Consider the following 11533-nt stretch of genomic DNA (forward strand, 5'->3'; position numbering starts at 1 on the left):
CGGCCATGATCGACCGCGCACGCCTGTGGCTGCTCGCCGTGCGCGACAGCTTCGTGATGCTGCTGCCGCTGACGGCGCTGGGCATCGGCGCGGTGCTGCTCTACCACTTTCCCTGGGCGCCCTACCGGGACCTGACCCAGTCCTGGTTCGGGCCGGACTGGGCGCATGCGCTGAAGGCGATTGAGCGCTCGACCCTGGGCGTCTTCGGTCTGGCCCTGTCGGCCCTGGTGGCGGTGCGGCTGACGCGTCTGCTGCCGCCGCCGCGCGCGCTGGACGAGCACCTGCCGGCGCTGGCCGTAGGCACCTTGTCGATGGCGAACTACCTGATGTGCGGCCGCATGCTCCACCCAGGCCAGCCGCCAGTGCTGGACAGCCTGTTGCAGGGCATGCTGGTGGGGGTGGCCACGGCAGAGCTGCTGCAGCGCTGCGGCAACTGGCGCTGGCTGTGGCCGCGCGGGCTGCCCTTCGGCAGCGATGGCCAGTTCTTTCATGCGCTGCGCATCACGCCGGCGGCGGTGTTGTGCAGCCTGGTGCTGATGGGCGCCGCCTGGCTGCTGGCACCACTGCTGCGGCTGGACGGCCAGTGGGTCAACCCGGCACTCGCCTGGCTCCACGCGCGCAGCAACCCCCAGCAGTGGCTGACGCTGACCGCGGTGCTGCTCAATCAACTCTCCTGGAGCATCGGCATTCCCGGCGGGCACCTGCTGGACATGGACACCGCCACGCTGTTCGCACCGTCCGGCGGCCCGCCGCTGCCGGGGCGCATGTGGCGGCCGGTGTTCGACAGCTTCGTCCTGATGGGCGGCAGCGGCGCCACCTTTGGCCTGATGCTGGCGATGCTGTTCAACAGCCGCCCCGGGGCCACCCGGCGACTGGCCTGGCTGTCCCTGCTGCCGGGCAGCTTCAACATCAACGAGACCCTGATCTTCGGCCTGCCCCTGGCCCTGAACCGCCACTTCCTGCCCGCCTTCATCGGCGTGCCGGTGCTGATGGCGGTGCTGACCCTGGTCGCCTTTGACCACGGCTGGCTGGCGCTGGCGATCAGCGATGCCCGTTCGGTGCCCTGGACCACGCCGCCCTTGATTTCCGGCTGGCTGCTCACCGGCTCCTGGCGGGGCGCAGCCTTCCAGGCGCTGCTGCTGGCGCTGTCGACCGCGCTGTACTGGCCCCTGGTGGGCCGCTGGGAACGCCGCCGCGAAGCCCTGGACCGGCAGACCCTGGACGCCACGGTGGCCGCGCTGCTGGACACGACCGAAGGCACCGTGCCGCCGCTGCGCCGCCAGGACAAGGTGGGCGGCAGCGCACGCGAACTGCTGGCCGACCTGCGCCAGGCCCTGACGCGCGGCGCGCTGGTGCAGCATTACCAGCCCCAGGTCGATACCGTCGGCCATTGCGTCGGCGTCGAGGCCCTGCTGCGCTGGCATCACCCGCGCCATGGGCCGATCGCCCCCGCCGCGGTGGTCGCGCTGGCCGAGCAGGGCGGGCTGATCGACGCTCTGGGCGATTGGGCACTGGACACCGCGCTGGCCTGCAAGGCCCGCTGGAACCGCCAGGGCCTGACGCCGGTGGTGATGGCGGTGAACCTCTCGCCCACCCAGTTGCGCGACCGCCAGTTGGCCCAGCGCATCGCTGCCGCATTGCAGCGCCACGGCCTGCGCGCCGAGGAGCTGGAGCTGGAGCTGACCGAAACCCACGCGGTGCCGGCGCTGCGCGAGGTCGACGAGACGCTGCAGGCGCTGGCGCAGACCGGCGTACGCCTGTCGATGGACGACTTCGGCATGGGCTACTCGTCGCTGCTGCAGCTGCGCCGCATCCCGGTGCACACGATCAAGATCGACGGCTCGATCACCCGCGACATCGTCAGCAGCCGCAGCGACGCCGACATCGTGCGCAGCATCGCGCAGCTTGGGCGCGCGCTGGGCGTGCGGGTGCTGGCCGAGTTCGTTGAAACCACCGAGCAGCGCCAGTGCCTGGCCGACCTGGGCTGCGGCCTGTTCCAGGGCTACCTGCACAGCCGGCCGCTGCCGGCCGAGGACTGCGCCGCGCTGCTGCAGGCCGCGGGCGGGCGTCAGCCCAGCGCCGCCATCGCCTGAGCCGCGATGTCCAGCGCGCGCCAGCGCAGTTCGGGCTGGTAGACATCGCACACCAGCATCAGCTCGTCGGCCTGCGTGGCCTCCAGCAGCGCGGCAAAGCCCTGGCGTACGGTGTCGGGCCCGCCCACCACCGCGCAGCCCAGGAAGTCGGCGATGCCCGCGCGCTCGCCCGGCGCCAGTGACTCCACAAAGCCCGCCTGCGGCGGCTGCAGGCGCTGGCGGTCGTTGTGCAGGATGCCCAGCACCCGCTGGTACACGCTGCTGGCCAGGAACTGCGCCTCCTCGTCGGTGGGTGCGGCCACCAGCGGCACGCCGATGATCACCCTGGGGTTCGCCAGCTCGGCACTGGGGCGGAACAGGCGCCTATACAGGTCCAGCGCCTGCAGCAGCAGGCGCGGGGCGAAATGCGAGGCGAAGGCATAGGGCAGGCCGCGCTCGGCCGCCAACTGCGCCGAGAACAGGCTGGAGCCCAGCAGCCAGATCGGCACGCGGGTGCCGGCACCGGGCATGGCCACCACGCGCTGGCCCGGGTCGGGTTCGCCCAACAGGCGCTGCAGCGCGGCCACATCGCGTGGGAAATCGTCTTCCGACTCGACCCGGTCACGGCGCAGCGCGCGCATGGTCTCGCGGTCGGTGCCGGGCGCGCGGCCCAGGCCCAGGTCGATGCGGCCGGGGTAGAGCTCGGCCAGCGTGCCGAAGGCCTCGGCCACCACCAGCGGCGCGTGGTTGGGCAGCATCACGCCGCCCGAGCCCACCCGGATGCGCTGCGTGGCCCCAGCGATGTGGCCCACCAGCACCGCGGTGGCCGAGCTGGCAATGCCGGCCATGTTGTGGTGCTCGGCCAGCCAGTAGCGGGCAAAACCGAGCTGCTCGGCATGCTGCGCGGTGCGGCGGGCCACGGCCAGCGCGTCGGCCACGCTGCGGCCTTCGCGCACCGCGACCAGGTCCAGCATCGACAGGGGAACGGGGACGATCGGGTTCATCGCCCGATCATCGCACCGCCGCGGCGTTCAATCGCCCAGGAAGGCCTGCACGTGGTCGGCCAGGTGCATCGCGTGGGCCTGCTCATGACCGGCGCGGTCGAGCGCGCCGTAGGCGAAGTGGGGCGACCAGGGCCCGGGCCAGGCGCGAAAGGCCGCGATGGCCGACTGCAGCCGGGCCAGGGCCTGGGCTTCGTCGGCATCGGCGGGCGGCGCCGGCTCGCCAGGCACCGGCGCCCGGCGGTCGTGCGACATCCAGCCGCGCCGGCGAAACACCGAGAAGGCCAGCGCGCCCAGAGTCAGCTGGAACCAGCGCGGCTTGGGTTGCGGGAAGCCCCGCATGGAGTACTCGATGCCCTGCGCGCCATGCAGCAGCGCCTGGGCCAGCGTGCGGCCCTCCACCACCGCCGGCAGTGAGGCGCGCGGCAGCGCCTCCAGCCCGGCCAGCACCGCCTCGAAATCACGCCACTGCAGACGGCTCATCCGCGCGCCTGCGCCGCCAGGGCCTGGGCATCGCGGCGGGCCACCGGGCCAGCGGCGGCGTCGATCGCCTGCTCGACCTCGCGGCGCCAGCCCAGCCGGAAACCGGCCTCGGCCGCCACGAACAGCGGCCCGATCACCAGACCGACCAGGTCATCCACAAAGGCCGGCTTGCGCCCCTCCCACCAGTGGCCGACGAACTGGAAGACCCAGCCGACGACGAACAGGCCGATGCCCCAGGCCAGCCAGCTGGCGGTGCTGCCCGCGGCCAGGCCCTGGGCGCCCCACAGGGCCAGTGCCAGCAGCGCCGTCATCGCCACACCGTAGCGCCCGTCCAGTCGCAGGTAATAGACCGAAAAAGCCGCCGCCAGCGCCAGCGCAGGCGACAGCACGCCCCAGGCGGGCCGTGACAGCAGCACCGCGATCGCGAAGGTGATCATCGGGATGCCGACGAAGTGGGTGGCGATGTTGCGCGGGTCGCGGTGGTAGCGGGCGTACTGGATCAATTGCTCGTTCAGGGTTTTCATGGTGGCACCTCAGGGACGCTGGGGGCGCAGTATTCGCCCTGGCCCGGCCTGGCAACTATCGGGCAGCCGACAATTTCCGCGATGCCCTCCTCAGGACAATCCCCGATCGATGACTGGCTGGTCCCGCTGCAGACCGGCCGCTGGTTCGCCGACCTGGGCGAGGCGGCGCAACGCGCCCTGCTGGCCGAGGCCCGCTGTGTGACGCTGAGCGCTGGCGAGGCGCTGTTCCGGCGCGGCGACGCTTGCGACGGCCTGTACGCCGTGCTCGACGGCGCGGTGCGCATCGGTGCGGTGGACGCCGCCGGGCGCGACCTGCTGCTGCAGGTGCTGGGCGCGCCACACTGGTTCGGCGAGATCGCGGTGATCGACGGCGGCCTGCGCACCCATGACGTCAGCGCCCGCGGCGACTGCCGGCTGCTGAGGGTGCCGATGACCGCGCTGCACACCCTGCTGACCGAGGACCCGCTGTGGTGGCGCCACCTGGGTCGGCTGCTGGCCGAGAAATCGCGCGCGCTGCTGGCCGGCCTGGAGCAGATCGCTGCGCTGCCGGCGCCTCAGCGCATTGCCCAGCGCCTGCTGGCCCTGGCCGACGGCCACGGCATGCTGGCGCCGGGCGTGGTGCAGCGCCGGCTGGCGCTGAACCAGGAACAGCTGGGTGCCATGCTGGCGCTGACCCGCCAGACCGTCAGCGAGACGCTGCGTGACTTCGAGACGCGCGGCTGGGTGCGGCGCGGCTACGGCCAGATCGAGTTGCTGGACCCCGAGGCGCTGCGCGCGCTGGGGCGCTGATCAGGCCCCGAAGTCCAGCGGCAGCCCCACATAGTTCTCGGCGATGGTCTTCAGGCCGTTGGCCGAGTTCATCAGGTAGTCCAACTCCGCGCTCTTGAGCTTGGCCTCGATCGGGCCTTCATCAGGGAAGCGGTGCATCAGTTGCGTGAACCACCAGCTGAAGCGCTCGGCGCGCCAGATGCGGCGCAGGCAGCGCTGCGAGTAGTGGTCGATGCCAGCGTCGCTGCGTTCGGCGTAGTGCTCGATCAGCGCGCTGCTGAGGTATTTCACATCGGTGGCCGCCAGGTTCAGGCCCTTGGCACCGGTGGGCGGCACGATGTGGCCGGCGTCACCGGCCAGGAACATCCGCCCAAAGCGCAGCGGCTCAGTCACAAAGCTGCGCAGCGGCGCGATGCTCTTCTCGATCGACGGGCCGGTGACCAGCCTGTCGCGGCCCTCCTCATCCAGGCGCAGGCGCAGTTCCTGCCAGAAGGCCTCGTCGCTCCACTCCTCGATCTTGTCGGTCAGCGGCACCTGCAGGTAGTAGCGGCTGCGGGTGGTGCTGCGCTGCGAGCACAGGCTGAAGCCGCGCGGCGTGGCGATGTAGATCAGCTCATGGTGCACCGGCGGTGTGTCGGACAGCAGGCCCAGCCAGCCGAAGGGGTAGACCTTCTCGTACTCGGTGATCGCGCTGCGCGGCACGCTGGCGCGGCACACGCCGTGGAAGCCGTCGCAGCCGGCGATGAAGTCGCAGTGGATCTCGTGTGCCACGCCGTCCTTCGTGTAGGTCACGCGCGGGTGGGTGGTGTCAAAGTCATGCACCGCCACATCGCGCGCCTCGTAGACGGTGGGCAGACCGGCACCCGCGCGGGCCTCCATCAGGTCACGCGTCAGCTCGGTCTGGCCGTACACCATCACATGCTGACCACCGGTCAGGCCGGCCAGGTCCACGCGGTGGCGCTGGCCGTCGAACAGCATGTCGAAGCCATCGTGCACCAGGCCCTCCCGGTGCATGCGCGCGCCCACGCCGGCCTCGTCGACCAGATCGATCGTCACCTGCTCCAGGATGCCGGCGCGGATGCGGCCCAGCACATAGTCGCCGGTCTGGCGCTCCAGGATGAGGGCTTCGATACCCGCCTTGTGCAGCAACTGGCCCAGCAGCAGGCCCGAAGGGCCGGCGCCGATGATCGCGACCTGGACGCGTTGAATGGCCATGGGGTGTCTCCTGCGTTGACGGGGGGCGGGCGACGCATTGTTGGGCTCGGACGTCACCGCTGCCAGCACACAAATGTCTAGCTGCTATGCGCCCAGGGCATGAGTGAGCCGTTTGTCGCCCGCATCGGGCGTCTGCAGGTATCTCACCCACCACTGGAGATGACCCATGCGCTGCACCCGTCGCCTGACTTGCCTGGCCGTGCTGGCCGCCCTGCCCCTGTGGGCCGCCGCCCAGGCGGAACCGCCGGCCCCGCCCTCGCTGCCGATCCAGGTCAACGTGGTCAACCCCGAGGACCTGCTGGACACCAACAAGACGGTCGTCATCCCGACGGTCTATCTGAGCCTGTTGGTGGATGGCCGGGTGGCCGCCACCAAGCAGTCGGGGCTGTTCAGCGGCGGCAATAACAGCGCCAAGGCTGCGGCCAGCTACCAGGTCGAGGGCCTGGACAAGGCCTTCGCCCAGCAACTGGCCCAGGCCGCCTACGACGACGCCGTGGCGCGGCTGCGCGCCGCCGGCTACACCGTGCTGACCTGGGCCGACATCAAGGACCGCGAGATGGTGCGCAGCCTGGCCCGCGACACCAGCACCGGCCCGATGGGCCTGCCCACCTTCTCCGAGGGTGGCAACAACTATGTGATCGCCACGCCCAGCGACGAGCAGTTCTTCAAGAAGGGCCTGGGCGGCGGCTGGTTTGCCGAGTTCCAGCAGGGCGGCAAGAACCGTTTCACCGATGCCACGCTGATCATCCCCACCTACACCATCCACGCGCCGCAGGCCTGGACCGGCACCAGTGCCGGCTACAAGACCATCTCGGCCGAGGCCAACGTCGCCGAGGGCATGAACCTGTGGGTGGCCAATGCGCACTGGATGGGCCAGCCCAAGTCGCGCATGATGCGCGGCATCCCGGGCGTGGCCACCAAGCAGCAGGTGATCAACGTGACCGACAAGGCTGGCACCGTGACCAAGGTGGCCGACACCACCCCGCAGGCCGCCAACGTGGTCAGCGGGCTGCTGGGCGCCCTCACCGGCACAGGCAGCATCAGTGCCAGCAGCGGTCTGTACAAACTGGCCATCGACCGCGAGGCCTACACCCAGGGCGTGATGAACGGTGTGCGCGCCTTCAATGCCGAACTGGCCAAGGCCGCGGCCGACGCCAAGCCCTGAGGCAAGGCGGCGCACAATCGGTGCATGCCGACGATCCTGCGCCCGCTGCTGTTGCTGCTGTTCCTCGGGTCGGCCACCGCCGCGCGCGGCGCGCCGATGGGGGCTGGCACCCACGAATGGCGGCTGGACTGGGCAGGCCAGTCGCGCAGCGTGATCGTCCATGTGCCGCCCGGGCTGCCTGCGGGCCAGGCGGCGCCGTTGGTGCTGGCGCTGCACGGCGGCGGCGGCCATGCCGCCTTCATGGCCGACGATGAGCGCTACGGCCTGAGCCGCCAGGCCGACCGCAGCGGCTTCGTGGTGGCCTACCCGAACGGTTTCAGCCGCCTGCCGGGCGGCCGCTTCGCCACCTGGAACGCCGGTGGCTGCTGCGGCGCCGCACGCGACCGCGGCAGCGACGATGTCGGCTTCATTCGCGCGGTGGTGGCCTCGGTGCGCGAGCGCATCGCCGTCGACCCGGCGCGCATCTTTGCCACCGGCATGTCCAACGGCGGCATGCTGGCGCACCGCCTGGCCTGCGACGGCGCCGACCTGTTCCGCGCCGTGGCCGCGGTGGCCGGCACCGACGCCACGCGGCAATGCACGCCGTCGCGGCCGGTGTCGGTGCTGCACATCCATGCGCGCGACGACACGCATGTGCTGTTCAACGGCGGCGCCGGCCCCAACGCCTTTCGCGACCGCGACGCGGTGATGGACTTCGTCTCGGTGCCCGACACCATCGCCCGCTGGACCCAGCGCAACCGCTGCAGCGGCCCGCCGCGGCGCATCCTGGATCGGCCCGGCGCCGTCTGTGAGGAACACAGCGACTGCGCCGCCGGCAGCCGGGTGCGCCTGTGCGTCACCGACACCGGCGGCCATGCCTGGCCCGGGGCCGAACAGGTGCGGCGCGGCAAGCCGGCGGCGTCCACGGCCCTGGATGCCAACGAAGCGATCTGGCGTTTCTTCGAAGCGGTGTCGGGCCCGTCGCACGCGCCGGCACCCTTCTGAACCACGGCAACACCGGCACCCAGCATTGGGGGGACCGACCGACCCTGCCGGTGGCAGCCCGGCGCTACCATGCCCGCAGACCGCGTCATGCAGCGGCACGACAGGGAAGCACAGGTGAACGAGACCCAATGGCAGTGGCTGCAAGAGGTGCTGGGCGTGCGGCGCCCATCGCCCATCGACCACCCCGGGGCCCTGCCCGAGCTGCCCAGGCTGCCCGAGTTCAGCCTCGATGACGACAGCGGCGCGCCGATTGACACGGCCCGCTTCGGTGCCCGCGCCCGCCGCTCCCTCCCCGGCCCAGGCCGAGGTCACCCGTCGCTTGTCGGCCATCGTCAAGCGCTTCAACGCCATCCCGGACCCCTACCGCACCGCCGACATGGTGGCGGCAGCCAAGCGTTTCATGGGCGAGTACAAGCATTGCAAGGCGCTGTTCGACCAGGGACGCTTCACCGACGCTGCGGCCTTTCTGGACCCGATGGACGCCGCCGTCCAGGCGCTCGAGGACCTGCAGGCCGCCTTGCCACAGCGCATCAAGGAAGCCCAGGACCAGGCCGACCAGGGCAAGGAGATCGCAGGCCAGCTCAAGAGTGACACCGAGCTCAAGGCAGCCCGCAAGAACTGGAAGACGGTCTCGGAGGAGGACAAGATCAAGGCCCTGCGCAAGGTGGTGGCCGCGCAGAGCAAATGCCTGGGCATCCCGCCACCGGAGCTGGTGATCGAGCACATCCCGCCCGCCGACGGGCTGGTCACCAACGGCTACTTCTCGCCCGCCGACGGCAAGCTGCACATCAACATGGATCCTGCCAGCTCGGTGCAGAACTTCGAGCGCGCCGTGGACCTGGCCATCCTCGAGAATGCCCATCACTGGCAGGCCCATCTGGTGCGCCAGCTCAAGGCCGGAGCACTCAAACCCGGCGACCCCAACTTCGAGCAGGCGCAGATGTTTGCGGTCAATGAAATCCACCCCGGCGGCTACATCACCGGACAGGAAGACTATGCGGCCTACAAGAAGCAGCCGCTCGAGGACCACGCCTGGACCACCGGTCCCCAGACCGCCAAACAGATCATCAAGGGCCTGTGAGGCCCAGGAAGCGGTGAAACGATGAGCACCCTGCAACGATTCAAGGTCGTGATGCACGACGAGGACGCGCCGGCGCTGACGCTGGGCACGGTGGCGGTGGACGAGCAGGGCCAGCTGAGCATCCTGGACACCGCACTGGCCGAAGACGACCGGCTGCAGACCGTGGTCGACGAACTCAACGCCGAGCAGGCGCTGCACCAGGAGGCGGCGCCGCCGCCGGGCGCGCCGCGCTTTGGCGTCTACACCCGGCCGGTGGCTCGTGGCACGCCCGGCTTCCTGGCCGCGCTGCGCGAGCACCTGCGGCGCTACCACGACATCGAGCTGCAGGACGCATGACAGACGCCGCATCGCCCCCCACCGTGAGCACCCCGGCACAGCCCGCCAGCCCTGCCAGGCGTCGACATCTGGTGGGCTGCCTGGTCGGCGGCCTCGTGGCTGCGGTCACCCCGCTGGCCGGCGCCGCCGTACCGGCCACGGCCACCGAGCGTGCCGGCACGCGCCACGACCTGTTGCGCAGGGTCGGCCAGCGCTCGATCAAGGTCGCCACGGTCCGCCTGGACGCCGATGGACGCCTGACCCTGCTGTGGGCCCGCCCTGATGAGCTGAAGCCGCTGCGCGGGCGTATCGCCGAGCTCAATGCCGAGCCCCAGCTGCACCTGGACGCACCGCCGCCTGCCAGCGCGCCTGCCTTCGCCAACACCAGTTGGGTCGTGCCGCGTGGCGACCCGCGATTCACCCAGGCGCTGCGCGAGCACCTGCAACGCTTCGACGATCTGTTGCTGGGGCCGGCCCGCTGACCGGTTCAACCCGGCGATCACGCAGGCAGACCACCGCGGGCCTGCCGCAGACACCGCTGCCCTGTCAAGGGGATCCCGAACACGGCACCCGGTCCTGGCCTTGACTCGCCCACCTGGCCGGCAGATCATCCGCGCCCGATCGCACCTGTCGCCCGCAGCCCGCTTCACGCCGGCCGCGGGCGCGGTGCGATTGTCTTTGTGGGTCTCAGCACAGGAGGTTGGCATGCACGTGAACGACTTGATTCAGGCCATCGAGGCCGCGGTACCTGCGGGCGCGGCGCCCGGCACGCGTCACCGGGTCGAGGGCCGGGTCGATACCGGCGCTCAGGCACACGAGGTGGCGATCGCGGTACGCATGGACGCCGCCGGCCGCCGCCGCGAGACCTGGCTGTGCGATGGCATCCGCGTCGAGCGCCCCTTGCTGCTGCGCCTGACCTGCGCCCAGACCGACTGCCCGCAGGCCCAGCAGGCGCAGCGCGACTGGCAGAACTTTCATCGCCGCCGCTTGGGGCTGCCGCAGAGCCACGAGCACGCCGGCGGCCGCCTGCGCGCGCTGCAGGCCCGTGCCGAGCGCAACGCCTGCGTGATGCTGGAAGCCGGCGCGTTGACCGTGCAGGCCATTGCCAACCGCTTTCAAGGCTACGCCCGCTGCCCGAACCACGCCCACCCGCCCATCTGCCGGGACCTGCCTGGCTACGACGTCTTCGACGGCTTCGACTTCGTGGTCGGCGGCGGCACGCAGGTGCTGCGTGATGGGCGGGTGGTGGACATGGGTCCCCGGGTGCGCAGCCTCGCGCAAGTGCAGGCCTGGCTCGACGAGAGTCACCGCCAGGCGGGCGCCGCCATCGACCGCGCAGCGGCAGGAGCGCGGTCATGAGCGCGGACATGAAGGCGCTGCCCGGCATGGGACCCACGGCGGGCCAAGCTGAACACGCCTGCGTATCCAGGGTCCTGGAGCTGCCCGTGGCCCGCGGCCTGGGCGAGACACTGGCCGTGCTGCTGGCCGCTCATCTGCAGGCTCAGCCGGGATGGCGCGGCCTGCAGTCGCGGGTGCGGCCCGCGCCGCTGGGGCAGCCGGGCGAGCCCGAGCGCCTGCGCCTGCAGTTCAAGGTGGAAGCCGGCACCGACCTGGGCGGCATGCTGACCGGCGTGGCGCGCGCACTGCGGGCCGCCTGCGTCGCCTGGCTGCCCGCCGAGCCCCCACCGCCGCCACCCCGCCCTGCCCGGCGGGGGCTGCGAGACTGGCCGATTGACGCCCTGGGGCTGTCGCTGCGCTGCGAGCTGGCGCTGCGGCGGGCCGGCATCGAGACGCTTGGTGCCTTGGCGCGTCTGGATGAGCGCGGTCTGCTGGCCCTGCCCCACCTGGGCCGCAGACAGGTGGCGGAGGTGGTGGACAGGCTGGCCGCACACGGCCTGCGACCCGGCGACACCTGGCCGGGCTGA

The 11533-nt window shown here is 71.3% G+C and carries 13 protein-coding genes and 1 pseudogene; 10 read left to right on the forward strand and 4 right to left on the reverse strand.

What is annotated here, in order from left to right:
• The first annotated feature begins 5 nt into the window (after window positions 1–5).
• On the forward strand, window positions 6–2093 hold the full coding sequence (locus tag KAK06_RS08170) for an EAL domain-containing protein (protein WP_210801445.1): 2088 nt from the start codon (window positions 6–8) through the stop codon (window positions 2091–2093).
• Here KAK06_RS08170 and KAK06_RS08175 read toward each other — a convergent pair.
• From KAK06_RS08175 to KAK06_RS08185, 3 genes are read right to left on the reverse strand one after another with little or no spacing between them, the layout of a single operon-like run.
• Window positions 2069–3076, reverse strand: a complete 1008-nt coding sequence (locus KAK06_RS08175) for an LLM class flavin-dependent oxidoreductase (RefSeq protein ID WP_210801446.1) — start codon at window positions 3074–3076, stop codon at window positions 2069–2071. The two genes, KAK06_RS08170 and KAK06_RS08175, sit on opposite strands and share 25 nt — an antisense overlap.
• Window positions 3077–3103: 27 nt before the next feature.
• A complete protein-coding gene (locus KAK06_RS08180; protein ID WP_210801447.1) occupies window positions 3104–3556 on the reverse strand; it encodes a DUF1569 domain-containing protein in 453 nt (150 codons plus the stop codon).
• Window positions 3553–4080 carry an Mpo1 family 2-hydroxy fatty acid dioxygenase gene (locus tag KAK06_RS08185; protein WP_210801448.1) on the reverse strand — a complete coding sequence of 176 codons (528 nt, stop codon included), beginning with the start codon at window positions 4078–4080 and terminating at the stop codon, window positions 3553–3555. The genes KAK06_RS08180 and KAK06_RS08185 overlap by 4 nt, the downstream gene beginning before the upstream one ends.
• Before the next feature lie 81 nt (window positions 4081–4161).
• On the opposite strand from KAK06_RS08185, the pseudogene KAK06_RS24645 reads away from it, so the two are divergent.
• A pseudogene (locus tag KAK06_RS24645) lies at window positions 4162–4527 on the forward strand (Crp/Fnr family transcriptional regulator); the annotation flags it as partial.
• A 153-nt stretch (window positions 4528–4680) separates the two neighbouring features.
• Window positions 4681–4869 (forward strand): helix-turn-helix domain-containing protein, encoded by a 189-nt coding sequence (locus KAK06_RS24650; protein ID WP_375140881.1) that lies wholly within the window; start codon window positions 4681–4683, stop codon window positions 4867–4869.
• On the opposite strand, the gene pobA is transcribed toward KAK06_RS24650, so the two are convergent.
• On the reverse strand, window positions 4870–6063 hold the full coding sequence (gene pobA, locus KAK06_RS08195) for a 4-hydroxybenzoate 3-monooxygenase (protein ID WP_210801450.1): 1194 nt from the start codon (window positions 6061–6063) through the stop codon (window positions 4870–4872).
• Window positions 6064–6229: 166 nt separating this feature from the next.
• Between pobA and KAK06_RS08200 the strand changes: the two genes are divergently transcribed.
• The 7 genes from KAK06_RS08200 to KAK06_RS08230 all read left to right on the forward strand — a co-directional run bounded on the left by KAK06_RS08200 (window position 6230) and on the right by KAK06_RS08230 (window position 11533).
• The gene (locus tag KAK06_RS08200) at window positions 6230–7228 is read left to right on the forward strand and encodes a hypothetical protein (RefSeq protein WP_210801451.1); all 999 of its coding nucleotides are present in this window, start codon (window positions 6230–6232) and stop codon (window positions 7226–7228) included.
• A 24-nt stretch (window positions 7229–7252) separates the two neighbouring features.
• Window positions 7253–8212, forward strand: a complete 960-nt coding sequence (locus KAK06_RS08205; protein WP_210801452.1) for an extracellular catalytic domain type 1 short-chain-length polyhydroxyalkanoate depolymerase — start codon at window positions 7253–7255, stop codon at window positions 8210–8212.
• A 268-nt stretch (window positions 8213–8480) separates the two neighbouring features.
• The gene (locus KAK06_RS08210) at window positions 8481–9293 is read left to right on the forward strand and encodes a hypothetical protein (RefSeq protein WP_210801453.1); all 813 of its coding nucleotides are present in this window, start codon (window positions 8481–8483) and stop codon (window positions 9291–9293) included.
• 21 nt (window positions 9294–9314) lie between these two features.
• On the forward strand, window positions 9315–9629 hold the full coding sequence (locus KAK06_RS08215; protein ID WP_210801454.1) for a hypothetical protein: 315 nt from the start codon (window positions 9315–9317) through the stop codon (window positions 9627–9629).
• A 95-nt stretch (window positions 9630–9724) separates the two neighbouring features.
• Window positions 9725–10090 carry a hypothetical protein gene (locus KAK06_RS08220; protein WP_210801455.1) on the forward strand — a complete coding sequence of 122 codons (366 nt, stop codon included), beginning with the start codon at window positions 9725–9727 and terminating at the stop codon, window positions 10088–10090.
• Window positions 10091–10313: 223 nt separating this feature from the next.
• Entirely contained in the window at window positions 10314–10967 is a 654-nt protein-coding gene (locus KAK06_RS08225; protein WP_210801456.1) for a hypothetical protein, read from the forward strand.
• Window positions 10964–11533 (forward strand): DNA-directed RNA polymerase subunit alpha C-terminal domain-containing protein, encoded by a 570-nt coding sequence (locus KAK06_RS08230; protein WP_210801457.1) that lies wholly within the window; start codon window positions 10964–10966, stop codon window positions 11531–11533. Before KAK06_RS08225 ends, KAK06_RS08230 begins: the two co-directional genes overlap by 4 nt.

This window comes from Ideonella aquatica (assembly GCF_018069755.1).
GTDB lineage: Bacteria > Pseudomonadota > Gammaproteobacteria > Burkholderiales > Burkholderiaceae_C > Ideonella > Ideonella aquatica.

Coding starts and splice junctions, on each gene's coding strand:
- KAK06_RS08170 (WP_210801445.1), top strand. CDS start 6: ATGATCGACCGCGCACGCCTGTGGCTGCTCGCCGTGCGCGACAGCTTC.
- KAK06_RS08175 (WP_210801446.1), bottom strand. CDS start 3,076: ATGAACCCGATCGTCCCCGTTCCCCTGTCGATGCTGGACCTGGTCGCG.
- KAK06_RS08180 (WP_210801447.1), bottom strand. CDS start 3,556: ATGAGCCGTCTGCAGTGGCGTGATTTCGAGGCGGTGCTGGCCGGGCTG.
- KAK06_RS08185 (WP_210801448.1), bottom strand. CDS start 4,080: ATGAAAACCCTGAACGAGCAATTGATCCAGTACGCCCGCTACCACCGC.
- KAK06_RS24650 (WP_375140881.1), top strand. CDS start 4,681: ATGCTGGCGCCGGGCGTGGTGCAGCGCCGGCTGGCGCTGAACCAGGAA.
- pobA (WP_210801450.1), bottom strand. CDS start 6,063: ATGGCCATTCAACGCGTCCAGGTCGCGATCATCGGCGCCGGCCCTTCG.
- KAK06_RS08200 (WP_210801451.1), top strand. CDS start 6,230: ATGCGCTGCACCCGTCGCCTGACTTGCCTGGCCGTGCTGGCCGCCCTG.
- KAK06_RS08205 (WP_210801452.1), top strand. CDS start 7,253: ATGCCGACGATCCTGCGCCCGCTGCTGTTGCTGCTGTTCCTCGGGTCG.
- KAK06_RS08215 (WP_210801454.1), top strand. CDS start 9,315: ATGAGCACCCTGCAACGATTCAAGGTCGTGATGCACGACGAGGACGCG.
- KAK06_RS08225 (WP_210801456.1), top strand. CDS start 10,314: ATGCACGTGAACGACTTGATTCAGGCCATCGAGGCCGCGGTACCTGCG.
- KAK06_RS08230 (WP_210801457.1), top strand. CDS start 10,964: ATGAGCGCGGACATGAAGGCGCTGCCCGGCATGGGACCCACGGCGGGC.